At 57.0% G+C, this 22,780-nt stretch carries 23 protein-coding genes and 5 pseudogenes; 13 read left to right on the forward strand and 15 right to left on the reverse strand.

Annotation, left to right across the window (positions count from 1 at the left end):
• Positions 1–40 precede the first annotated feature (40 nt).
• Positions 41–1,069 carry an IS30 family transposase gene (locus C3F42_RS10885; RefSeq protein WP_100774681.1) on the forward strand — a complete coding sequence of 343 codons (1,029 nt, stop codon included), beginning with the start codon at positions 41–43 and terminating at the stop codon, positions 1,067–1,069.
• 28 nt (positions 1,070–1,097) lie between these two features.
• Here C3F42_RS10885 and C3F42_RS10890 read toward each other — a convergent pair.
• Positions 1,098–1,268, reverse strand: a pseudogene (locus C3F42_RS10890) (manganese catalase family protein); the annotation flags it as partial.
• 262 nt (positions 1,269–1,530) lie between these two features.
• Between C3F42_RS10890 and C3F42_RS10895 the strand changes: the two are divergent.
• On the forward strand, positions 1,531–2,040 hold the full coding sequence (locus C3F42_RS10895; protein ID WP_009681420.1) for a ferritin-like domain-containing protein: 510 nt from the start codon (positions 1,531–1,533) through the stop codon (positions 2,038–2,040).
• Between the two features lie 61 nt (positions 2,041–2,101).
• A complete protein-coding gene (locus C3F42_RS10900) occupies positions 2,102–2,323 on the forward strand; it encodes a DUF2061 domain-containing protein (RefSeq protein WP_009681421.1) in 222 nt (73 codons plus the stop codon).
• On the opposite strand, the gene C3F42_RS29860 is transcribed toward C3F42_RS10900, so the two are convergent.
• Complete coding sequence (locus C3F42_RS29860) at positions 2,320–2,607, reverse strand: hypothetical protein (protein ID WP_029886733.1); 288 nt, start codon at positions 2,605–2,607, stop codon at positions 2,320–2,322. The two genes, C3F42_RS10900 and C3F42_RS29860, sit on opposite strands and share 4 nt — an antisense overlap.
• Positions 2,608–2,710: 103 nt before the next feature.
• Positions 2,711–3,151, reverse strand: a pseudogene (locus C3F42_RS29865) (DNA polymerase ligase N-terminal domain-containing protein); the annotation flags it as partial.
• A gap of 206 nt (positions 3,152–3,357) precedes the next feature.
• Here C3F42_RS29865 and C3F42_RS10915 point away from each other — a divergent pair.
• The 3 genes from C3F42_RS10915 to C3F42_RS10925 are packed head-to-tail and all read left to right on the forward strand — an operon-like array spanning position 3,358 to position 6,165.
• Positions 3,358–4,560, forward strand: coding sequence for a zinc-dependent alcohol dehydrogenase (locus tag C3F42_RS10915; RefSeq protein WP_009681423.1), 1,203 nt, complete (start codon positions 3,358–3,360; stop codon positions 4,558–4,560).
• A gap of 13 nt (positions 4,561–4,573) precedes the next feature.
• Positions 4,574–4,807 carry a PLD nuclease N-terminal domain-containing protein gene (locus C3F42_RS10920; RefSeq protein WP_009681424.1) on the forward strand — a complete coding sequence of 78 codons (234 nt, stop codon included), beginning with the start codon at positions 4,574–4,576 and terminating at the stop codon, positions 4,805–4,807.
• A gap of 32 nt (positions 4,808–4,839) precedes the next feature.
• Positions 4,840–6,165: an SDR family oxidoreductase gene (locus tag C3F42_RS10925; protein WP_009681425.1), complete on the forward strand. Its 1,326-nt coding sequence runs from the start codon at positions 4,840–4,842 to the stop codon at positions 6,163–6,165.
• A 57-nt stretch (positions 6,166–6,222) separates the two neighbouring features.
• Here C3F42_RS10925 and C3F42_RS10930 read toward each other — a convergent pair whose 3' ends face one another.
• Positions 6,223–6,501: a hypothetical protein gene (locus tag C3F42_RS10930; RefSeq protein ID WP_041505960.1), complete on the reverse strand. Its 279-nt coding sequence runs from the start codon at positions 6,499–6,501 to the stop codon at positions 6,223–6,225.
• A 267-nt stretch (positions 6,502–6,768) separates the two neighbouring features.
• Between C3F42_RS10930 and C3F42_RS10935 the strand changes: the two genes are divergently transcribed.
• On the forward strand, positions 6,769–7,221 hold the full coding sequence (locus C3F42_RS10935) for a response regulator (protein ID WP_104444427.1): 453 nt from the start codon (positions 6,769–6,771) through the stop codon (positions 7,219–7,221).
• 136 nt (positions 7,222–7,357) lie between these two features.
• On the forward strand, positions 7,358–7,576 hold the full coding sequence (locus C3F42_RS10940; protein ID WP_004573951.1) for a general stress protein: 219 nt from the start codon (positions 7,358–7,360) through the stop codon (positions 7,574–7,576).
• Positions 7,577–7,952: 376 nt separating this feature from the next.
• Here C3F42_RS10940 and C3F42_RS10945 read toward each other — a convergent pair.
• The 4 genes and pseudogenes from C3F42_RS10945 to C3F42_RS10960 all read right to left on the reverse strand — a co-directional run.
• A pseudogene (locus C3F42_RS10945) lies at positions 7,953–8,702 on the reverse strand (sensor histidine kinase); the annotation flags it as partial.
• A 63-nt stretch (positions 8,703–8,765) separates the two neighbouring features.
• Positions 8,766–9,506 (reverse strand): IS21-like element helper ATPase IstB, encoded by a 741-nt coding sequence (gene istB / locus C3F42_RS10950; protein WP_064491510.1) that lies wholly within the window; start codon positions 9,504–9,506, stop codon positions 8,766–8,768.
• Entirely contained in the window at positions 9,503–11,023 is a 1,521-nt protein-coding gene (istA, locus tag C3F42_RS10955; RefSeq protein ID WP_081273177.1) for an IS21 family transposase, read from the reverse strand. The genes istB and istA overlap by 4 nt, the downstream gene beginning before the upstream one ends.
• Before the next feature lie 129 nt (positions 11,024–11,152).
• Positions 11,153–11,956 (reverse strand): annotated as a pseudogene (locus C3F42_RS10960) (GAF domain-containing protein); the annotation flags it as partial.
• A 183-nt stretch (positions 11,957–12,139) separates the two neighbouring features.
• On the opposite strand from C3F42_RS10960, the gene C3F42_RS10965 reads away from it, so the two are divergent.
• Positions 12,140–12,517: a response regulator gene (locus C3F42_RS10965; RefSeq protein ID WP_059394587.1), complete on the forward strand. Its 378-nt coding sequence runs from the start codon at positions 12,140–12,142 to the stop codon at positions 12,515–12,517.
• Positions 12,518–12,548: 31 nt separating this feature from the next.
• Here the strand turns inward: C3F42_RS10965 and C3F42_RS10970 are convergent, their stop codons facing one another.
• From C3F42_RS10970 to ligD, 4 genes are all read right to left on the reverse strand, one after another.
• A complete protein-coding gene (locus C3F42_RS10970) occupies positions 12,549–12,959 on the reverse strand; it encodes a response regulator (RefSeq protein ID WP_104444428.1) in 411 nt (136 codons plus the stop codon).
• 83 nt (positions 12,960–13,042) lie between these two features.
• Positions 13,043–13,477 (reverse strand): DNA methylase, encoded by a 435-nt coding sequence (locus C3F42_RS10975; RefSeq protein WP_080889160.1) that lies wholly within the window; start codon positions 13,475–13,477, stop codon positions 13,043–13,045.
• A complete protein-coding gene (locus C3F42_RS10980) occupies positions 13,474–13,698 on the reverse strand; it encodes a DUF2188 domain-containing protein (RefSeq protein WP_059394590.1) in 225 nt (74 codons plus the stop codon). Before C3F42_RS10980 ends, C3F42_RS10975 begins: the two co-directional genes overlap by 4 nt.
• A gap of 4 nt (positions 13,699–13,702) precedes the next feature.
• Complete coding sequence (gene ligD / locus C3F42_RS10985; RefSeq protein ID WP_104444429.1) at positions 13,703–16,489, reverse strand: DNA ligase D; 2,787 nt, start codon at positions 16,487–16,489, stop codon at positions 13,703–13,705.
• Positions 16,490–16,665: 176 nt separating this feature from the next.
• On the opposite strand from ligD, the pseudogene C3F42_RS10990 reads away from it, so the two are divergent.
• A pseudogene (locus C3F42_RS10990) lies at positions 16,666–16,996 on the forward strand (isochorismatase family protein); the annotation flags it as partial.
• Between the two features lie 57 nt (positions 16,997–17,053).
• Here the strand turns inward: C3F42_RS10990 and ctlX are convergent.
• Together ctlX and C3F42_RS11000 are read right to left on the reverse strand one after the other, a co-directional pair.
• Complete coding sequence (ctlX, locus tag C3F42_RS10995; protein WP_058603585.1) at positions 17,054–17,992, reverse strand: citrulline utilization hydrolase CtlX; 939 nt, start codon at positions 17,990–17,992, stop codon at positions 17,054–17,056.
• A gap of 32 nt (positions 17,993–18,024) precedes the next feature.
• A complete protein-coding gene (locus C3F42_RS11000; RefSeq protein WP_059394592.1) occupies positions 18,025–19,077 on the reverse strand; it encodes an ornithine cyclodeaminase in 1,053 nt (350 codons plus the stop codon).
• Between the two features lie 183 nt (positions 19,078–19,260).
• On the opposite strand from C3F42_RS11000, the gene C3F42_RS11005 reads away from it, so the two are divergent.
• The 3 genes from C3F42_RS11005 to C3F42_RS11015 all read left to right on the forward strand — a co-directional run bounded on the left by C3F42_RS11005 (position 19,261) and on the right by C3F42_RS11015 (position 21,700).
• Complete coding sequence (locus C3F42_RS11005) at positions 19,261–19,683, forward strand: Lrp/AsnC family transcriptional regulator (RefSeq protein ID WP_058603583.1); 423 nt, start codon at positions 19,261–19,263, stop codon at positions 19,681–19,683.
• A gap of 357 nt (positions 19,684–20,040) precedes the next feature.
• Positions 20,041–21,456, forward strand: coding sequence for an amino acid permease (locus C3F42_RS11010; RefSeq protein WP_104444430.1), 1,416 nt, complete (start codon positions 20,041–20,043; stop codon positions 21,454–21,456).
• 10 nt (positions 21,457–21,466) lie between these two features.
• Positions 21,467–21,700, forward strand: a complete 234-nt coding sequence (locus C3F42_RS11015) for a hypothetical protein (RefSeq protein ID WP_059394594.1) — start codon at positions 21,467–21,469, stop codon at positions 21,698–21,700.
• Between the two features lie 49 nt (positions 21,701–21,749).
• Here the strand turns inward: C3F42_RS11015 and C3F42_RS11020 are convergent, their stop codons facing one another.
• A complete protein-coding gene (locus tag C3F42_RS11020; RefSeq protein ID WP_059394595.1) occupies positions 21,750–22,727 on the reverse strand; it encodes a LysR family transcriptional regulator in 978 nt (325 codons plus the stop codon).
• Positions 22,728–22,780: the final 53 nt, after the last annotated feature.

Raw genomic sequence — 22,780 nt, forward strand, 5'->3', positions numbered from 1 at the left:
TGAGTGCAACACCTGACCTTTCCGGTACGGTGCTGCCACTATGTCTTATACCGAACTCAGCGTTGAAGAGCGCGCCACCATTCAAATCGGTCGTACTCAAGGCTTCAGCCTGCGTAGGATTGCCTGCTTGATCAACCGATCCCCTTCGACCATCAGCCGGGAGCTGCGCCGCAATCGAGATGTCTGTGGCGGCTACTCGGCCCACGCGGCCCAGCAGCAGATGCAGGCTCGCCGCCAGGTGTGTCGACCGAAGCGAAAGCTGTTGCCGGGTGGTGAGCGCTTCGAGTTGGTGGCGCATATGCTCCGTGAGCGTTTGTCTCCCGAGCAGATTGCCGGCAAGCTGCGCAGCATGAACATTCCCAGCCTCAGAGATGCCTACGTCTGTCGCGAGACGATCTATAACGCGATCTATGCCCTGCCGGTCGGTGAACTGCGCAAGGAGCTGATCATCTGCCTGCGGCAAAGCAAGACGACACGCCGACCGCGCTCTGGTGGTGTGGATCGGCGCGGCCAGATCCCCGAGATGGTCAGTATTCATGTGCGCCCGCCGGAGATTGAAGACAGGCAGATGCCGGGGCATTGGGAAGGCGACCTCATCAAGGGTAAGGCCAACGCCTCGTCCGTCGGTACGCTGGTGGAACGCACCAGTGGCTACCTGATGCTGGTAAAGATGAACGACGCGACGGCGACTTCGGCGCTGGAAGGCTTCAGCGCCGCGCTCAATGGCATGCCGCTGGAGATGCGAAAGAGCATGACTTACGACCAGGGCCGGGAGATGGCGCGACACGCCGAGATCACCCAAAGAACCGGCGTGGCGATCTACTTCTGCGACCCGCACAGCCCTTGGCAGCGCGGTAGCAACGAAAACATCAATGGCCTGATCCGCCAGTACCTGCCCAAAGGCACAGACCTGTCGGTACACAGCCAGGAAGAACTGAATGCCATCGCACTGCAACTGAACATGCGTCCGCGTAAGCGCTTCGACTTCAAATGCCCAATCGAAGTTATGGGCGAGGTGATGCAGAAGGCCATGGCTATGCGGCATGATGCTCCAGTTTCAATTCAATGACCGTGTTGCACTCAGCTCCTGCAACCGCCAGGTCTTTACGCCCCGGATCGTCTTCCGCCAACGCTTGAGTGAAATAACGGCTAGCAGCCGCCAGTTCACCTTGAGCACCACCGAATTGTTCGAGCAACAGGTTCGCCAGACCTGGATTGGGCTGCGCTACTCGCACGGTATATTGCAAGCGCTTGTTATGGATAAACATGGCTATCTCCTCGCGGCTAGTCGAACGCCCATAATTATTTGTGAACGTCGTCTATGGCTGGGAGTGAGCTCCGTCTTACATCGTGCTAACCAACGCTCAACATTCAGGACGGGCGGCCACGCAGAAATAGTTCAAAGTGATTTTCCATGCAAATAAAAATAAATAGACTCCAATAGTTAGTGCGCAACACCATTCATCGTCGGAAACGAACAGTTCCTAAAGGACGGTTTCCCAATAATTCCCTCACAAAGGATATTTGACCATGGCGACTCCAACCGAGAACTTACTGGATTGGCTGCGTGATGCTCACGCAATGGAACAGCAAGCTGAGACAATGCTGAAGGGGCAAGCAGAGCGACTTGAGCACTATCCCAAACTTCGCGAGCGAATTGTTCAGCACATTGCAGAAACCGAAGGACAGCAGCGTCGGCTAGTGGAGTGCATCGAGCGCCTTGGCGGAAGCACATCGAAACTGAAAGACATGGCCGGCAAACTCATGGCGTTTGGCCAAGCTGTTGGCGGCATGGCGATGAGCGACGAAGTGGTCAAGGGCGCCATGGCTGGCTACGTGTTCGAGAACGTAGAGATCGCTTCCTACACGGTGCTCGTAGAAGCGGCTACATTCGCGGGCGACGAGCTGACGGCAAATGCGTGCCGTTCGATCCTCAAAGAAGAGATCGCCATGGCGAAATGGCTGGGTGAGCATTTGCCAGAAATCACACAAGCCTTCCTTTCTCGTTCTGCAACTCCGGATGTTGAAGCGAAACGCTGATTTCGAAAAGGCCGTATCGCGTTGATACGGCTCATTACTTTCCGTTGGGCCTCCAATCGATATGAAAGACTTTTCCGATATCAACTGCTGCCATTCCCGCCTTAAAGGGCCGCTATGGAAGACGTTGAGCTTTAGCGTCTTACACTTCTCGATAGCCTTTACCGTCGCCTACCTACTCACCGGCTCTGCATTGACAGGCGGACTGATTGCGATCATTGAGCCGGCTTGTAATACCGTTGCCTTTTATTTCCACGAAAAGGTGTGGCAACGTCTTCAGAGCTAATAATTAACAACTTTACTGCGCGGATCACTGGCAATCCTTCTGGCCCGTCCTACACCCCAGGCCAGTGCACGGGTCATCGATTCTCCTGGCCTAGCATCAAATGCTTCTTCGTGGAGTGGCATCCCAGTGGCCGCATAGACGCCGATAAAAACCTGGGTAGCCCCGGTTCGCGACAATCTCGTCTGTACGTCAATAACCGTTCCGTTGTCCAGTGTCTCATCATGGCTACGATGGGGAAGCACAGGGTCAGCCCACTTCCAGAAAACATCACCACGTATTCGCATGTCAGCCATCCTATGACTTTAGTATCATTTAGACATCACCTGACCTTAGCGGAGCAGCCCATCAACGCGAGCGCCAATTTCCGACAACGACGCTTTTCGGACAGCCGGTAACGGTCGCCCAACTCTTCAACGTGCCATCGAGCTCCGAGCGGAAGTCGTAATGCAGCCGTGTGGCGTCATGCTTCTGGACGCAGAATTGTAAGGCCTGAATATTCCTGCTCGACTGCTTACGATTTCCAGACGGCTCCGGTGACGCGTCGAAATCTCGCATCCGGTTGTATTTCTCAAGGCTGGAGACATGGTTAGTGGATGGCGCATCGGGCTCGATGACGGCCTTGCCCAAAATCACCTCAACGAGCGTGGCCAGGGTTTTACGCTGAGCCTTGGCTTCAGCACTGAGGATCTGTACGGCCATGGTTTCACGCAGATCTGGGAGTGCTTCGCCAGCCTCCAATGCCTCCGCTTCTGTAAGCACTTGTACCTGCGAAAGCGCCTCAGGATGTGAGGCAGCGAACACCATGTATGCCAACATCGTGTCGTCCATCGCCACGCCCCTCGTTTAATCGGCCTGGCTCTTGTGGCACGGGCTCAGATCGTTCTGATACCGGTGTGGTCAGGAATGTTCAGCTTGAAATGTGGGCGTCGCGAATGAGTTTTAAGTACCACCGGACTTGTTCGGCTGAACTTTGCCATCTGTCATGGCTTCCCCTGCATACCTATCACGGAAAAACGCCTGCAGGAGCTGACCTTATGAGAGCACTGACCTACCACGGAGCACACGACGTCAGGGTCGATAACGTCCCCGATCCCATCATTGAGCAGGAAGACGACATTATCCTCAGGGTCACCGCCACAGCCATTTGCGGCTCTGACCTGCACCTTTATCGAGGCAAAATTCCAGAAACCGAAGCGGGTGATATCTTCGGCCATGAGTTCATGGGCATCGTCGAAGATACTGGCAGTGCCGTCACCAATCTGCAGATCGGCGACCGAGTAGTGATTCCCTTCGTGATCGCGTGCGGCAGCTGTTTCTTCTGCCAGCACGACCTGTTCGCTGCCTGTGAAACCACCAACACAGGTCGTGGTGCGATCATCAACAAGAAGGGAATTCCCCCAGGCGCCGCGCTGTTTGGATATAGCCATCTCTATGGCGGTATCCCTGGCGGCCAGGCGGATTACGTGAGGGTGCCCAAGGGCAACGTCGGCCCGTTCAAAGTGCCCACCGCGCTGGCCGACGACAAGGTGCTGTTCCTCTCGGACATCCTGCCGACCGCTTGGCAGGCGGTCATCAATGCCGAAATAGGCCAAGGGTCATCGGTGGCGATCTACGGCGCCGGGCCGGTGGGCTTGCTGAGCGCCGCCTGTGCGCGAATGCTCGGCGCTCAGACCATCTTCATGGTCGACGACAACGATTATCGCCTGGCCTACGCACGAGAGGCCTACGGGGTCATACCGATCAACTTCGAGCAAGACGACGATCCCGCCGACAGCATCATCCGCCAGACGCCAGGCATGCGCGGCGTCGATGCGGTGATCGATGCGGTCGGTTTCGAGGCGAAAGGCAGCACTGCCGAAACGGTGATGACGGCGCTGAAGATCGAAGGCAGCAGTGGCAAGGCGCTGCGCCAGAGCATTGCTGCAGTGCGTCGCGGCGGAGTTGTCAGTGTGCCGGGGGTATACGCCGGCTTCATCCACGCCTTCATGTTCGGCGATGCCTTCGACAAGGGGCTCACCTTCAAGATGGGCCAGACCCATGTGCAGAAATACTTGCCTGAACTTCTTGAACACATCGAAGCAGGTCGCCTGCAACCAGAGCTGATCGTCACCCACCGCCTGGCCCTCGAAGAAGCGGCCATGGGCTACAAGATGTTCGATCAGAAGCAGGACAACTGCCGCAAGGTCATCCTCGTGCCAGGCGCGGCAGCGGGCACCTTGGGCCCTGACTTCGTGTAAAGGAGGCAAGCACATGAACGGTATCGCCAGCTACTCCTGGATTGCCGTCGCGGCAATCCTCTTGCTCATCGATCTGTGGGCCATCGTCAGCGTGTTCCGGAGCGACAAGTCAGATGCAGTCAAAGCGGCCTGGGCCCTGCTGATCGTCGCCCTACCGCTGGTTGGCCTGGGTATCTGGGGCGTTGCTGGCCCACGCGGTATCAAGCGAGGTACTGGGCCCACTTCCGACGAGCACAGCAAAGGCTGACATTTCCGAGCTCCACTTACAGGGGTTTCAACATGATCGATCAAGCGACAGGCATGAAACCAGGCGAACGCTATCGCGTGGAAAACGTGGAGCGCGCTCATCAGTTCCCCGGCTTCTTTCAAGACGGGAAGTATTATCTCGGCCCTGAGCTTCTCACCGCCGTGGGATGGCTTGAAGGCACACAATTCATCTACGACAGCCTGGATGCCGAAGGTGAGCCCGTGTTTCCTAACCGGGAGGCGGGAATCATCGAAGGGCTGACTTTAACCCTGGTAGATGGCACCGCTCTGGGACTTTGCCGAGTCGAGGCCAGCGAAACCCTTGCTAACTTTGACGCCAGTACGTCGGGCACAAATGATGGAGCACTTGGCGATAGTTACCCGATCAAGGGCCCGCTTCGCGGCAAAGTCGTGGTGATCACTGGCGCTTCAAGCGGTATAGGTCGCGCCGCTGCGCACGCCTTTGCGTGCAAAGGTGCTCGCCTGGTACTCGCAGCACGCGACGAAGAGGCGTTATTCGACGTCCTGGATGAATGCACCGATTGCGGTACCGACGCCATAGCGATTATGACGGACGTCACCCGCAACGATCATGTTCAAGCGCTCGCCGAGCAGGCTGCAGAATTTGGCCATGGACGGATCGATATCTGGATCAACAATGCCGGGGTCGGCGCGGTCGGCAATTTCGAAGAAACGCCATTGGAGGCGCACGAGCAGGTCATCCAGACTGACCTGATCGGTTACCTGCGAGGTGCCTACGTCGCCCTTCCCTTCTTCAAGGCACAGGGCAGCGGTATTCTGATCAACACGCTGTCGCTGGGCAGCTGGGTGGCCCAGCCCTATGCCGCCGCTTATTCGGCGAGCAAATTCGGCTTGCGTGGACTGACCGAGGCATTGCGAGGCGAGCTGACTGGATATCCCAACATCCATGTCTGCGATATCTATCCAGCAGTCATGGACACACCTGGCTTCCGAGACGGTGGCAACTACACCGGACATACGCTGACACCGCCAAGCCCCGTATACGATCCCGAGATGGTGGCAAAGGCTATGGTGGCATGCGCAATCTCGCCTCGGGCTCACACCACCGTTGGCGCTGCAGCGCGCATCGCGCATTTGGCCAGCTACCTGATACCAGGGCTGCCTCTGTTGTCAGGGAAGCTGACGCGCTGGGGGATAAATCGCAGCCCCGTAGCCGCAGCATCATCAGGCAACCTCTTCGAGCCTCCAAGTGGCAGGAGAGGTATCGACGGAGGTTGGAGGAAGTCAAAAGATAAAACGCCCCTGCTGATCGGCGCAGCGGCGCTGGGAATCCTTTTGGGTATTACCCTCACACGTTCACGACGCAGGGATAGATAGAGAAGGTCTGCTTACAGAGGATTGAGCGTGGTTTCATTGCGAGATCACGTTCGATCCCTACTCTGCTGACGAGCTCCTGGGTTTAACCGGGCGATAGTCCTCCCCTGCTACCGCTCTCAGGTAAGCAGCGTCAGCCTCCAGACGAAGATCGCGCCATTCCTGCCAGCAGATAATCCCTCGACGATCCATCTCATCGGCTTGGCGAAGCAATTCCTCGTGATAATCGTCAGGCGAGTCCATGCGCAATGCCCTGTCTTCAAGCACCCGATACCAAACCGCCAAACAATTGAGTTTCAGCAATTGGGCGGCAGACAGGTTTTTCTCGAGTGTTCGCATCAGGAGGCCTCATATGCTGATGGAGGGTTGAGTCACGCAGATTGCAGAGGTTCAGTAGGGCGGTGTCAGCGGCATGGATGCGTCCAGATGGTCGCCCCCGTTATAGATCCGCTCACGGATGGGAATGGATGGCACTGACTCAAGTTGAAGTGAATTTTTTGAACGCTGGCGATGTCGTAGTGATGGCGCGCTGCTACGTCTTGCTGGAAGAAAGCAAGCAGACCTGGATGTCCCTCCCTTCCTGCAGCCGCATGTCCGAGTACACGTATGAAAGAGCTGCTTTCCGCTGCGAAGATAATTCGCCCAACTGTTCTCATCGTTGAGGACGAACCCATGATTCGAGAGCTTTTGACCCTGTACCTGGAAGAATGGGGGGCCATGGTGACAGCGGTGGCGACTGCCGATGACGGTAATGAGGCGTTGAGGAAGCAAGATTGGACGCTGCTGATAACGGATGTACAAACGCCTGGTTTACTCAATGGGGTTGATCTTGCCTGGATGGCAAGCCAGCAAAAACCTCAGACGCGCATCATTGTCATGAGCGGATACTACGAATTTGCAGGGAGAGTGTTGCCGCCAGGCGCGGAGTTCCTTCCTAAGCCGTGGCCAATAACCCAGCTCCAGGAACTGCTCTGCGCTCAGCTTAACCACGCCGACGAGGGTGGAAGGTCGGCGTCTGCCAAGCTTGATCTTTCCCAAACGTTCGCGAACAAAGCTTAAGGACGCCACACACGCCTGCACCGGTTCTTTCGCGCAACCCGTCGGCCTTGGCCAAAACCCACTGAGTAAACACCCCGCCCCAGGACGTCCGAGTTGAACACAGACTTTCCTGTGTGACGACATGAGGTGAAAGATCATGGCTAACAACCAAACCAATCGTGGCCATCAAGGTGGTACTGCTCAGAACAATCCTGGCAATTTTGCCAATGATCGCGAGAAAGCGTCGGAGGCAGGTCGCAAAGGCGGGCAGAGCTCAGGCGGCAACTTTGCCAACGACCGTGAGCGTGCCTCCGAGGCGGGCCGTAAAGGCGGGCAAAACAGCCACGGCGGCGGTCGCGGTAGTGAAAACCGGTAACTTGAAATGAGCCTGGCCGGGGTGCATGGCACTCTGGCCACTTTTTGAGAAAATGAAAGCGGTCTCAAGAAGACAGCGAAATGGGCAACAAGGGTTTGCCTCTCGCTCGAAGACGACCACCAACGAACACCAGCGCTAATGACGCTGCCGCTAGCAACAGGCTCACCCCTAGCATCTCGCTAGTGAGGTTGTGAAACCCTGAAACCGCAACGCCGATTATGGCTAACATTCCTGAAAGCCCAGCGTAACCTACCGCAGTCATCAGCCATCCCCAGTTACGCATACCCTACTCCTCCAATGATGATGCCAGGTCTCGAATCAGCCTGATTACGACCATACGCATTTGGCTAAGTGCCATCGGTGTGTGCAGGCGCGCCTAGAGTTTGAAGCGTACATGGATACAACTTTTACTATCCTGCCGATCAACCTCCACTGCCGCGCTACCGTAACCGGAATAGCTTTTGACCAATCGCATGCCAAGCCCTGTACCTGTCGGCTTAGGATAATTATCAGGGAAGCCGTCGCCCTCATCCCTGACGGTGAGTAGCGCATGGTCGCCGGCATGCTTGACGGCCACCTCAATGTCGCCCTTGCCATACTTGAGGGCATTCGTGATCAGTTCAGAAATCACCAGTCCCAAGGGCGCCATTCTTTCTGGAGGCAATACGAAGTCGTCAGCCTCCAGCGCAATTTTCCGGTCAGCCAAAGCCCTGCCCAGATCCCCCAGCAGAGCAGTGAGGTAGTCACGAGCACGAAGTTCTTGTTCTTCGGCAGCTTGGTACAGCCGCTCGTGAACCGTGGCAATGGTCACCACTCGGCCTGCGGCGGTTTCAAGTTGCAATTTGACCGCTGCATCAGGCGTGAGATTGGCCTGCAGCAAGAGTAGTGTGTTTACCAAGTGAAGGCTGTTCTTGACGCGATGGTGGATCTCTTCGAGATAGAGGTCGCTTCGGTTTTGCTTGCTATTCTGGGCCTCGATGAGCGACAGCAATTGAGCTTCATATTGATGACGCTCGGTGATATCTCGCGATACGGCAATCATTCGCTCGACCTTGCCGTCCACTCCGAGGATCGGCGCCACCGTCACGTCCCACCATTTTGGATCATCTGCAGAGATGGGGTGATAGGTGTCAATGGCCATTAATTTTGACCCACTTTTGGCCAATAGAATTGACCCACTTGCTCACCGCTAACCGCCGGTTTTCTGCTTCAAACGATAGCTCTCACCTCCCAGCATAAAGATGTGTGAATGGTGGATCACGCGGTCGATGATGGGCACGGCCACGTTGTCGTCATGGAAGAACTCGCCCCAGCTGGTGAAGTCCTTGTTGGTGGTCAGGATGACCGAGCGGTACTCGTACAGGTTGTTGATTAACTGGAACAGGTTGTACCGGGCTTGGCGCGTCATCGGCAGGTAGCCCAGCTCATCGATGATCAGCACGTCGTATTTGCTCAGCTGATTAAGGCGCTTCTTCAGCTCGCCCTTCATTTCCGCCAGCTCCAGATCCTCGACCAACGCCAGAGCCGTGCGGAACAGCACCTTGTAGCCCGCCTGAACCGCCTTGTGGCCAATCCCAATGGCCAAGTGGGTCTTGCCCACACCCGGTGGTCCGATGAACACCAGGTTGTCGCGGTTGTCGATAAAGCTGAAGTCCAGCAAGGTGCTGACCTGGCGCTTGGTGATGGTGGTCTGGTGCCGGTAATCGAAGGCCTCCAGATGCTTCTCCGAGGGGAACTGCGCCTGCTTGAGGTTGCGGCTTACGCGGCTACTGGAGCGGGCGTTAAGCTCATGCTCGACCAGTGACTGGGCGAAGCTCAGGTAGGACAGTTCATTGGCTTCGGCTCTGGCCAGCAGGGTGGCCAGCTCACCCGCGGTCGCGCTGAGGCGCAGGCTTCGGTACTGCGCGATAGTGCTGTCGAGCAGGCTCATTGGGTCACCCCGTGGCCAGTCGACTGGCCAATGCGGGCATAAGCGTTCAGGTCGGCGTGACTAACCTGGCTACCGGCCTCTGGCGCATAGTCATGGTCGCCGATGATCCGGCCCCGCGCCTTGGCTTGCTGCCATGCTTCGAGGTAGCGCTTGAGCCCGGTGGCGGTCAGTTCACTGCGCTCGCACAACTCGCCGAGCAACGCCGTATCAACCGGCGCATGGGCCATGAGCAGGTCGCGTGCAGCAACCAGCTGATCCTTGTAGATACGCGGCGAAGTACGCTTGAGCAGTTGGCACAGGGTTGCCCCAAGGGCATCGGGCAGGATCGAGTCGATGCCGCGCTCCAGGTCGGTAATGCGCTGGGCATGGTCTCGGTAATGGTTGTTGTTCTTGATCATCCGGCCCTTGGCCTTGCACAGGTCATGGGTGGCTATGAGTTCACCGCTCTCCAGGTCATGGATCAGCAACTGGTTGTCCTGTGCGCTGACACCGACACGGGCTTGCTGCCAGGCCATGGGTACCGAGTACTTGTTGGCCTGCCATGAGATCAAGCCGGTCTTGTCGACCTTGCGGGTCTCCCTTGTCGGCGCCACGTGCAGCAGGTTCTGCGGGACGAGATAGGGCTTGAGCTGACTACGCTCCAGTGCCTCGAAATGCGCTCTTGGATGCTGCCCCGTCGTGCCGTGCACGCGTGCGTTGGCGACAGTCTCGAGCCAATCATTCAGGTGCTGTCGGACGGCGGCCTCGTCCTGGAAGTGCTCGCCGTAGAAGCAGTCACGCTTGACGTACTTGACCCCGGCCTCCACCTTGCCCTTGCTCTCCGGGTCATAGCCCTCGCAGGCATGGATGCGGTACCCGACGGTAGTCGCATACTGGTGGAAGCGCTGGTTCAGCGTCAGCTCACGGTACTGCTCGTTGATCACCACCATCTTGGTCTGATCGTAGATGCACTCCTCGGTGACGCCGCCGAAGTAGCGGAAGGCCTCGTCGTGCATCTGGATAAACCGTTCGGTATCCAGCGGCCGGAAGTTCAGACCGACATACATCAGCCGTGAACAGGACAGCACAAACACCACAAAATGAACGACACGCTCCAGGCCGCCAATCATGACGCCTCGCAGCTCACCGGGGTCGACCTGACACTGCACGCCAGGCACTGACTCAACGACCGGCTCGTAATAGCGCAACTGGCCACTGGCAACCTGCTGCTTGAGCGCTTGCACATAGCGGCGAATGCTCCGGTCTGACACCGCCAGCTCGGTGGTGCGCTCCCTCAGGCGACGGGCCAGCTTGACTGCGCTCAGGGCTGGAAACTGACCCAACTGATTAATCAGATAATCGCGGTGCTCGTCGAGCACCTTGGTGCGTGAAGGGTCAGCAATGGTAGCGCTGATCTGCATCTCATCCAGGTGGAGATACTTGCGTACGGTGTTCCGGGAAATCCCCAGCTCACGACTGATGGCACGGACCGACAGGCCTCGGCCCTGGTCATACAACCCCTTGATCTTGTGAATCACAACCCACTCCTTCAATGATCTGTCCCCGGCCTGTGCATAAGGCGGGTGACGCTACATGGTCGGTGGCCAATGCCACTATGGGTGGGTCAAAATTGTTGGCCAGAGGTGGGTCAGTTTAATTGGCCATTAACAATAGGCCTCGAATCGAGCGGTTTCCCCGCTGCTGACCTTTCCCATAGCCTCGCAAACAAGTGAGCGAGACTCCTCGGGCCACAAGTCTTGCCACCTCTGGCCTTTTACATCCGCCAGCTGGGTAGCCAGGAAGAGTAGCCCGGTTTCGTTCATGAACTCGATCTCGCCACTTGAAGTCAGGATCTCGACCCAGTCGGGACTAGCGTTCAGAAGTGTTTCCGAATACGGATCGGGAAGAGGGATATCTGCTCCCGCAGATATTCGCTCAAGGGCCATGGAAATGACGTTCGAGATACCCTCCAAAAATACGAGATCGCTCTCTACAAAATCGTCCCCGTCACTGCTATCGGCTTCGAGAACGCCAAAGGGGCTAAGTACGCCCCGGATCGGGACGTTGATAGCCCTTTCGATTCCGTATTTCTTCAGCAACTCCGGTGTTCGGAACCGGTGCTCCATGCCCAGATGGTTCGAGAGCACTGGCCTGTAGGTTGCCAATGCATAGCCTGCCGGGCTTGCTTCATCGGCACCCACGGTAGCCTGACCGATGTCAGAAGCGTCCCAGCCCACACCGTGTGACAAGATGAAGCCTTCCCCCTCCTCAGCCGGCTGCAGCACCTTGGCGAAGCGAGTGCTCATCCCTTCAGCGACGACTTCACAGGCATGGGTCAACAACACATCCAGGTCAGTCACTTTCAAGGACATCACGCCGAACTCCACCACCAGTTCATGTTGGCGGTGCAGGCGAATGTGGGTCTTCTTCAAGGCCGCTCGTATGGTTTCGTCAGCTGGCAGCTGCTGCATAGTCTTCCCTTCAGATTGACGGTATACGCCCCGAAAACCGGGCAGAGCGTGAAGGCGGTTCGCTTGACGCCCTCCTACGATAGCCGCTAATGCCATGCGACGCTTGGCCCACCACTCATCGCTTCGGAGCAACATCAAATGGCCGGGAGGCCCTAACGCATACCAGAAGCGAGCTAACGACGCATGACCAAAACCATTTTGATCGTGGAAGACGACGAGCTACTCAGAGATCTCACCGCAGAGAGCCTCTCGTCACTTTACGCGGTAACCGTTACGTCCACGGCAAATGCTGACGAGGCGCTTCACCACCTTTCGCATGAAGAAACCCCTGCATTGGTAATGACCGATATCCACATGCCTGGCCGCATGGACGGATTAGGCCTGGCGCACGTAATTTGGCGCAGGTGGCCTACCCTACCCGTGATTTTGACGTCAGGACACGCAATCATCGATACCCACTTACTTCCGGTGAGGGCGGCATTCCTGCCCAAACCGTGGGGGATTACCGATCTGGCCTCGCTGATTAACAAGCTCGTAACCCTGCCCGCCATAGAGGCTTAAGCAAACCATGGGGGCGCAGATGCCTAATCACTCACTCGCCCGTGCCTACGGAAGCAGTGCTGAGTGCCTTACATATTGCGTCTGCTAGCTGATCAATCGACCATGGCTTGAACAGGTAGATCACAGGCGGGGTCACCTGCGACGCGTCCAGTTGATGGCCCGAGGTCAGAATCGCTGGCAGCCCAGGCCACCTCTCATGGGCCATGGAGATGAATTCCATTCCCTGAATGCTTCCAGGTACGCCGTGATCCACAACGATCAGCGAGCATTCATCTTTAAGGCTCAACATGCTGATCAAGGCATCTTCGGCGTTATCGAATGCAGCGCAGGCGGCGCCCAATTCGCTAAGAATTTCCACCAGCAAGGTTCGAAGCGTCGGATCGTCTTCTATGACGATCACTGTCTTCCCTGACAGCGACAAACCCTTGATGTCGAGCCTCATCAGCTACTCCAGTCCATAATCCAATCACCGAGTGTTTCACTCATGTGTCCGCACGTCGATGGGGGCTATAGGCCACCCTCTGCTCAGCGGCCTACCAACGTCTTCAAATGGGCCCGACCTTCGCGCAGGAATATCTCCACCGTCTTAGGGCCTATACCTTCAAACTCCATTAGCCAGCGTTTAAAACCCTCAATGCCTGTGGCTCCCGGCAGTGCCTCAAGTTGGGCAGCCAGTTCCACCTCAACCTTGTTGGCAAGGGCATGTAACCGTCGGGCCGTGGATTCATCGTATCGTCTGTACCCGGCCTGACCGAGTAGCCTGACAAGTGCCGAATGAGAGGTTTGGACAAGCTTTTGCGGCGTATCCAGCCCCTGCTCATGGACGAGGATTCGGTACGCCTTTACAGCCACGGTTGAGCGGATGGGCTTGCCTATGAGGAAACTGGCCAGCAACCATCTGAACAGGCCAAGGTCATCCGCGACCTCTATGCCGATGTCACTGGCAGTTACGTCCATCAACCTTTGCTACGACGCGGGTCATCTGAGCGGGGGTAGGTACGCTCCTCCTCGATGGTGCCGTCGGCCTTGTGGATTTTTACCGACGCCGTTTTCCCTTGGAAAAATTCAGAAAGTGAGGCCACCAGCTCCTGCTTGGTGGAGCTGCGTTTTGAGGCCCGTTCAGCTCCAGCCTTCTTGAGCTCCCAACCTTCTGCTGTAGGGCTTACGTGGTAGTTGTCCATCGTTCTACTCCTTCTGTTTCATGCCGATCCGCTGTCTCATCTCTGACGTGATGAGCTGCTTCGTACTGGCCAGTTCCGCCCAAGGATCATCACCGCCGAGCTCATCCAGACGCTCCTGGAGGTTGGTGATGTTCCACCTCGCTGCGGACTTGAGCTCGGCGACCTCCTCTCGGTAAATCGGGACAGATACAGGTAGCCCTTCACGAGCCCTGGCCGCATAGACATTGACCGTCGTAGCGCCTTTAGCGTTTCGCAAATAGTCGATGAAGATTTTGCCGATGCGGTTCTTCGGGCCAAGCACAGCCGAAAACCGATCAGGGATGAGCTTGGCGATGTACTTCACCACCGCCTGGCTGAACGACTTCACCTCTTCCCATGAAGCCTTCGGAGTAAGCGGCACCATGATGTGGATACCCTTCCCTCCGCTGGTCTTCAGGAAGGACTGCAGGCCTAGTTCATCCAGCACCACCAGGGTGAGTTGTGTGGCCTCGACCATCGCCTTCCAAGGCAAAGCAGGATCTGGGTCGAGATCGAGGACGAAGCGATCAGGCTGATCAATGCGAGCGGTTGTGCCGTTCCAGGAGTGCAGCTCAATGGTGCTCATCTGCACCGCCCCGACCAGAGCTTCGACGCTGTTGATCACCATGCCGGCTTTGCCTGCTTCGGCCTTCGGCACGGTCGTGATGTTGGGTATCGCTAGGCGATCAGCATTCTTCTGGAAGAACAGCTCACCCGTGATGCCTTCAGGCGCTCGCACGAGCGCAATGGGACGATCTTTCAGGTGCGGCAAGAGCCAAGGTGAGACCTGGGCATAGTATTCGGCCAGATCACGCTTTGTGAGGCCGCTGCTGGGATCGATGACGCGCTCGGGGTGCGTGATCCTAACCTTACTGCTTGTTGGTTTGGTCGCCTCAGCTTTGGCGGATGTCGCTTTTTTCGGCGCGGGCGCCGGCTTCTCTTCCGTGATGTCCTTAGCGGGCTTGTCAGTGCGGATGCCATGGAAGACGGCATGTCGCACAACACCATCCGAGGTGATCTCAGCGAACATGACCTCAGCTAACAGCTCAGGCTTCAACCAGTGGATACCCCTGGCGTCGACGCCCTTTGGCGGATTCACCACGGGCACTTTTTTCTGTTCCAGGGGCTGTAGCTTTTGCAGGATGGTGGCAAGCGTCGACTCGGTGAACCCAGTGCCCACCTTCCCAGCGTAACGAAGCTCTCCACTGTCCTTATCGGTGAGAGCAAGCACCAATGCCCCGAAGCCGCTGCGAGCACCTTTCGGATCGGTGAAGCCAACGATCACGAATTCCTGGCGATGCTTGCACTTGAGCTTGATCCACGAATCGCTGCGCCTTGATACGTAAGGACTCCCGGAGCGCTTCCCAATCAGGCCCTCCATTTTCATTTGGCACGCACTGTTCATGAGCGCCTCCACGTCTTCGGTGAAGTCGTCCGAGAACCGAAGCAAGGGATGTTCGTTGCTTTCCATCACCTGTTTGAGAGCGGCTCGCCGCTGCTCAACAGGCACCAGGCGCAGGTCGGCGCCGTTGAGGTACGGAAGGTCAAACAGGTAGTAGATGATGCCCTGGCTCTTGCCCGCGTCGAACGCGTTTTGCAGCAACTGAAAATCGGGGACACCTTCAGCGTTAGGGACGACGATTTCGCCATCCAACCAGGCACTCTCCAAACCCAGCTCCTTGATAGCTGCGGCCTGCTTCGGCAGCTTGTCAGTCCAGTCATGTCCATTTCGAGTGAACAGGCGCACTTCGTCACCCTCGACTCGGCAGAGCATGCGATAGCCATCGAACTTGATTTCGAAGCGCCACTCACTGCCCTGCGGACTCGACTCGACGAGCGTGGCCAACTGCGGTGCTAGCTTCTCTGGGAGGTCTGCCGGTACTGCATGAGCCGTTCGGAGCGGCTCGGCTTTATCTGGTGACTCACTCGGAGTGGAGGATTTAGGCTTGCCTCGTTTCTTGTGAATGACGGTTCGGTCGCTGAGCACGCTGTTCGGCTGCTCCGACACGACATCGTAATCAGCGAGCGGTCTGGCCGACTCGTCCTGATGTTTGATGAGAAACCACTGCTCCTGCTTGCCTTCGATATTGGTTCGAACCAGATTCCACAGGCCTGACAGCTTCTCACCCTGCAGTTCGAACTTGAGTCGGCCTTTGCGGTAGGCCTCGTCCGGATCACCTTGAGGGATCCAGATACCGCGATCCCAGACGATCACCTCGCCGGCACCGTAGTGCCCTTTGGGAATCGTTCCTTCAAAGGTGGCGTAGTCGAGCGGATGGTCTTCGACATGCACCGACAGCCGCTTCACCTTTGGATCGAAGCATGGGCCTTTCGGTATGGCCCAGCTCTTGAGCGTGCCGTTGAGCTCGAGGCGGAAATCGTAGTGGAGCCTTGTGGCGTCGTGCTTTTGCACGCAAAACTGCAGGGCTTGTGGTTCGGAATGTTTGCTTCGCTTCGTGGCCCTGGATGAACCGGAGGGCTCAGGCGAGGCACCGAAGTCGCGCATCTGATTGTACTTTTCTAGGCCTGGAACCGTGTCAGGTTCCTCTGCCACTTGGCTCGATTGGCCGGTGAACTCTAGTATCAGTGCCTTCAGTGAAATACTACGTTTCTTAGCCTCTGCCTCCAGAATCTGCGAAATCATGGTATCTCGCAGCGCCGCCAAGGATTCACCGGCCTCCAAGGCATTTGCCTCCGTAAGCGCTTGTATCTTCTCTACCGATTCCGGATGGTCAACGCTGAAGGCCAGAAATGCCAAGGTGATGTCATCCATGGAACAGTCCTCAGGGTAGCGATGGACGCCCGTCAGTCGCCTATTTATAGGAACGATCAGAAGGTCGAGGCTAGTGACTGAATGCATATTCGATTCGCCAACCACTGCGGGGGTTCAGCCAGAGACGAAACTGCGCCTGCAACCGGGAAGATAGTACGTCCTCCAATGCCTTTAAGCGTGTAAAACGTCTGGGTATTGTCAACGCAATGGATGATGAGAACTTTGCTGCTGCCGTTAAAGCCACTGGCCGCACAAAGTTCATCGTGGCCGGCGTCACCAACGACGTCTGCACCGTATATCCAGTGTTGACCTTGCTGGCTCAGGGGCAAGAAGTTCAGGTAGTCGCTGATGCCGGTGCTTCCCCAACCGTGATGGCTGACGATATCGCGATCCGCCGCATGGACAAGGCAGGCGCCACGCTGACCAGTACCAACCAAGTCATTGCCGAGCTGGCCGGCTCCAGAAGGTGGCGAATTGGTGCAGGTACTCATGGAATCCTTCGCCTAAACCACATCCAACAGCTGCCCAGTGCGGCGTCTCATGACGCTCACCGGGCAGCTTTTTTTATGCTCGGGGCGAAAGATGGATGCCGGCGATCATGCAGCGAACTGAGCCACCGGCCATCTCGATGGTGGGAACATCCAGCGGCACCAGCCTGGCCGAGCGATCAATACGCTCCCGTTGCTCTGCGGTGAGGCTGTTATGAGCCCTGCGCGAAAGAGCCAAGATGCGCCCGTCCCGCCCGGAGAGCTCAATGGCGTTGCCGGCAAACTCATTGATTTGCTGGTTGGTCAGGTCGATGACATCCCGACCCGACTCCATCAATCGCATGCGCACCTCCTCGGCTCGGGCCTTGTTCGTGAACGTGCCGAAGCCCACCAATGCAAACTCGGTCGCCACGCACATCAGCACGTTGGTGTGGTAAATCGGCGCCCCCTTCTCGTCCGCTGTATCGAACACCATCGGCTCGAAGTTGAAGTGGGTGCTGAAGCGCTCCAAGGCAATCGGGTCGGCCCGATTTGAACGTGCCGTGTAAGCGACCCTGGACATGTGATCGAACACCATGGCCCCAGTGCCTTCGAGGAACAGTTCATCCTGCTCCAGCCCCGAGTAGTCGATCACATCTTGAACCCGGTACTCCTGCTTGAGCATCTCAATGACGTCCACTCGTCTTTCCCTTCGACGATTCGGGGAGTACATGGAGTAAATCGCCACATGCCCGCCTGGATGGGTCGAGAACCAGTTGTTGGGGAAGACGGAGTCAGGGGTGTTGTTCTCGCCAAAGTCATCAAACAGGTGAACCCGGACACCCTCAGCTTCAAGCCGGCCAGCAGCCTGCGTGACTTCGTCCCGAGCAATCTCGGAGAGCGCTTGAGCGGCGATATCAGTATTGGTGCTCTGGAATGAGTTATCTGCTGCCGTTTCCGGGTTGGGGGTGAAAGCATGTGGCCTGACCATCACCACTGCCGCAGGTGCTTGAATAGAACGCGTAGGAAATGCCATCTCGAAATTCCGATGTGTGTCTGATCTTGGAGTTATGCAACGCGTCGGATGCGTTTCTTGGCAGCGCGGTCACGGGTATGGCTGAACAGATCCTTGGGATCATCCTCAACCCATGGCACCAGATCGATCTTCGTCCCAGCACCACGCTTCTCAGCCTGCTGCAGTACGTAGCGCAGTACCGAGTAGTCCTCGAGAGCGAAGCCCACGGAGTCGAACACCGTCACTTGCTCAGCGCTTTGGCGCCCTTCCTGTTCGCCCGTCAGCACTCGCCAGAGGTCAACGACAGGCGAGTCTGCTTCAAGCTGCTGGATGTCGCCTTCGATACGGGTCTGAGGCTCGTACTCCACGAAGACCCTGGCCTTGCGCAAGACATCAGCGTGAAGCTCGGTCTTACCGGGGCAGTCACCACCGACAGCGTTCAGGTGCATGCCCGGCTCAAGCATCTCCGGTGTGATGATGGTTGCGTAGGCCTTGTCGGCAGTCACGGTTGTGACGATGTCCGCACCCCGTACTGCTTCGGCGACACTCTGGGCACGCGTGATTTTGAGCTCTGGGTATTCCTGCAGGTTTCGGATCAGCTTCGCGGTGGCAATAGGGTCGGTGTCAAAGGCCACGATCTCCTGGATGCCGAGATGCTTATGGAAAGCCAAGGCCTGGAACTCACTCTGGGCGCCATTCCCGATCAACGCCATCTTGCGAGAGTCCGGACGGGCGAGTGCTTTCGCCGCCATCAGCGAGGTCGCGGCGGTACGCAGAGCCGTCGCAATTGTCAGCTCGGACAGCAGGACTGGATAACCAGTGTCGACATCGGCCAAAACCCCGAACGCCATGACTGTATGAAGATCTTTAAACGTATTGGATGGATGGCCATTTACATATTTGAACGCATACTGACTGTTATCAGCCACAGGCATTAACTCGATCACCCCAACATCAGAATGACTCGCGACACGGGCGGATTTATCGAAGTCCGGCCAACGCTTGAAGTCGTCGCGGATAACCTCAGAAAGCTCCCCCAGAAACTGGACTACTCCAATGTCATGAACCAGATCAGACATAGTTGGAACGTCGATGAAATGCGTCATTGTTATGCACCTTATGAGTGCGCCCGCTTCCAGACAGTGCACAGCGAGCGCCAAGTATATTTTTTTGCCACCTCCGAAATTCTGATGAAATAGTGGTACAAATTGAAGCATACAGGTTGCCAGATTTATCAGTTTTCTGGACACTTTGCTCACCCAATCTAGCAGTATGGATAGCGCAGCATCATGGACAGCATTGATCGAGAGCTCATCGCCCTCCTACGAGACAACGCTCGAACCCCAATCATGACCCTGGCCAAAAAGCTCAAGGTCGCTCGGGCTACCGTTCAAAACCGCCTCACCAAGCTGGAAGAGAGCGGCATCATCATGGGCTACACGATCCGCCTACAGTCAGACGCCATCGAGCGAGGGGTCAGGGCAATCACAAGTATCGGTATCAGTGGACACCACGCTGCAGAGGTCAAACACGCGCTACGCGGGCATCCCAACGTGGTTGCCATCCATACAACCAATGGCCGCTGGGATCTGATGGCGGAGCTCCGAGCCGAAACACTCGAAGCGTTTGACAAGGCGCTGAACACCATTCGATCCATCCCCCACATCGAAAACACCGAAACCAGCATCCTGCTGTCGACGTTCAAAATGTAGGGAGAAAGCAGGCTTTTGCACCATGGCTGTGCAGCTGAACAGAATGCTCAGCAGGCTATGCAGAATGCTAAACTAGGCCTCTAGGGCTGACATTTTGTAGCGTTCCTGTTGGCAACTATGGCTGGCAGAATGGGCACTTCCAGGCCATCAAGGCGGATGCCGGCAAGAAAAATAACCATACAACGCTACTGAAATCTAATTATCTGACAACTTGGTCAGATTCTTCTTGCGGGATTACTGTTCTCGTCTGCGTAATAACCAGCCCCTCCACTTTATGAGGTGCCTACGTGCACATAAATCACCTTCCGTAAGGAGGGGTGGGATAGGTTTTTACAAAAAAAGAATAAGAGGTCAATTATGCATCAATCGTGCAACTCGCAAGACGCGATACATGGCGACGGTCGAACACTTAAGCGACGACTGGAAAATAGACACATCCAGCTAATTGCCATCAGCGGCGCCATCGGCACAGGCCTATTCATGGGTTCCGGGAAGATGATCGCCCTCTCCGGATCGTCAATCATCCTGGTCTACGCGATCATCGGATTCTTCGTCTTCTGCATCATGCGAGCAATGGGCGAGATGCTCCTCGCCAACCTTGAAATGGGCTCGTTCGCAGAGCTCGTCCATCACCACCTGGGCCCACGCGCCGGGTTCATCCTAGCCTGGTCATACTGGCTGAGCTGGGTGGTCACAGCAGTCGGTGACGTGGTGGTGGTCGCAGGGTTCCTCCAATACTGGTATCCAGACCTCCCGACGTGGATCCCGGCATTCGGCGCAATGTTCCTGCTCGTGGCGCTCAACATGCTCGCCGTGAAGGCCTTCGGTGAGGTGGAGTTCTGGTTCGGCCTGATCAAGATCATCGCCATCGTAGCCCTCGTGCTCACCGGCCTCTACATGGTGGCTACTTCCTACACCTCCCCTGGTGGCGTGACCGCGTCGTTCAGCCATCTCGTCGAGCCGGGCGTGATGATGCCGCACGGCGTGTTGGGCTTCCTGGCCGGCTTCCAGATCGCCATCTTCTCGTTCGTAGGCACCGAGCTCATCGGCACTGCTGCAGCTGAGGCCCACAACCCCGAAAAAACGCTCCCCAAGGCCATTAACACCATCCCACTGCGGATCTTGCTGTTCTACGTCACTGCACTCGCTTGCATCATCAGCGTGATCTCCTGGGCCCATGTGCCTGCGAACCGAAGCCCCTTCGTCGAGCTCTTCCTGCTGGGTGGCTTGCCAGCGGCTGCCGGGATGATCAACTTCGTAGTGATGACATCTGCAGCCTCCTCGGCCAACAGCGGCGTGTACTCCGGCTCTCGCATGCTCTACGGCCTGTCGCACAACAAGCAGGCTCCCCAGTCCTTCGGACGTCTGTCAGGTTCTGGAACTCCCATCCGGGCACTGATGTTCTCAGGCCTGTGCATGACTATCGCGCTGACGTTGCTGTTCGTGATCCCTGACGTCATGGCGGTCTTCACCCTGGTCTCTACCATCTCGGCGGTCATGGTGATCGTAACCTGGTCACTGATCTTGCTGTCGTACCTCGCCTACCGCCGCAGCAGCCCTGAAGCCCATCAGCGGTCAACCTTCAAGCTCCCCGGCGGCAAGCTCACTGCGGTGACGTCACTGGTGTTCCTGATGTTCGTCCTGTGCCTGCTGGCACTTGAAGCAGACACCCGCACCGCCCTGTATGTGATGCCTGTCTGGTACATCGGCTTGCTGCTGGCCTATCAGCGCAGCGCGAAGGCATCCGGCCCTGTAGCCGTATCGGCGTTGTGAGGGGGCGCCCGTGAGCTCGACCACAGGCATCAAACTTGACGCGCTGACCAAGGAGCGCATCAGGGAAGCAGCAGGCTCGCTTGACCGGACGCCTCACTGGTTCATGAAGAAGGCCGTGATGTACTGGCTGGAGCGAGTTGAGGGAGGTGCCAGCGTTGCTGACATGCTGAACGAGGTCGAGCTCAAGGACGATGATCGGCTGAACAGCGTGCTGACCCGGCAGCGATTGCTGAACGCCGACTAGCGAAAGGTAACGACCGCAGCCAGTGCTGCGGTCGTCTCACTTGGGCCCCTCAAACGAGCGAGGCCTGCGCGAGACAATGCTGAAAGCTCTCCAAGAACACCGTCTCCGCCATGGTCATCCTCTGCTCCCTGTTCCAGAGCAGGTGCAAGTCCACATCGACGATCCCTTCGTATGGCGGCAGCCGCCAGAGCAAGCCTTTCTCCAGATCCTCATGGAGAAGGTGCTCAGGCATGCAACCCACTCCGTAGCCGGCACACACCAGCCTCTGGACTTCCTCGACGCTCGGCGAGGAAGCAACGATGCGCCCGGTGAAACCATGCTGATCGCGGAACATCGCAAGCGGCGAAAGGTTGCCGCCCAACTGGTCGCTTACAAAGCTCACAAAGTTCTCCCCACGCAGAGACTCGAGGCTGAGATCGGTGCGCCCGAACAACCGATGTCGCACACCACAGAAAAACGCATAGCGCTGATTGAGCAACAGGCGCTGCTCCAGCTTGGGCTGGGGTATACGACACAGGCCAACACCTGCCGTGGCGGTCTTCTGCAGCAGAGAACTGATGATGTCGGCACTGCGCATGACATCAATCTCCAGCTCAACTCGCGGGTGAGCCTCGTGGAAATCCCCCAGAAAATCGTCGTAGACCCGCGACTGCACGCGACTGACGCTCAGGATGCGCACCTTCCCGACGACCTCATCGCTCTCTTTTTCAACAGCCGCACTGATGCGTGACACGTCGCCATAGATATCGATGGCGATACGCAGCACCTCCTCTCCGGCAGCTGTCAGGTCGAAACGCGGGCCACCGCGAAGAATGAGGGCACAGCCGAGCTGATCTTCAAGACGCCTGAGCGCCTGGCTCACGGCTGACTGGGTTACGTGCAATCTCGCTGCAGCCCTGCTGATGCTGCCCTCTTGGCCAATCGCAAGGTAGGTACGCAGCAGGTTCCAGTCCAGGCGGTCGTTCAGAAATCGACGCCCTTCCCATTTGTTGACCAAAGCATCAGATCTTGAAGTTGGCGGATTCATCTACGGGCCCATTAGTAGCGCTGCTAATACGACGGATAAGAATTAGCAAATTG

The sequence above is a fragment of the Pseudomonas sp. PONIH3 genome (genome assembly GCF_002934345.1).
GTDB classification, from domain to species: Bacteria; Pseudomonadota; Gammaproteobacteria; order Pseudomonadales; family Pseudomonadaceae; genus Aquipseudomonas; species Aquipseudomonas soli.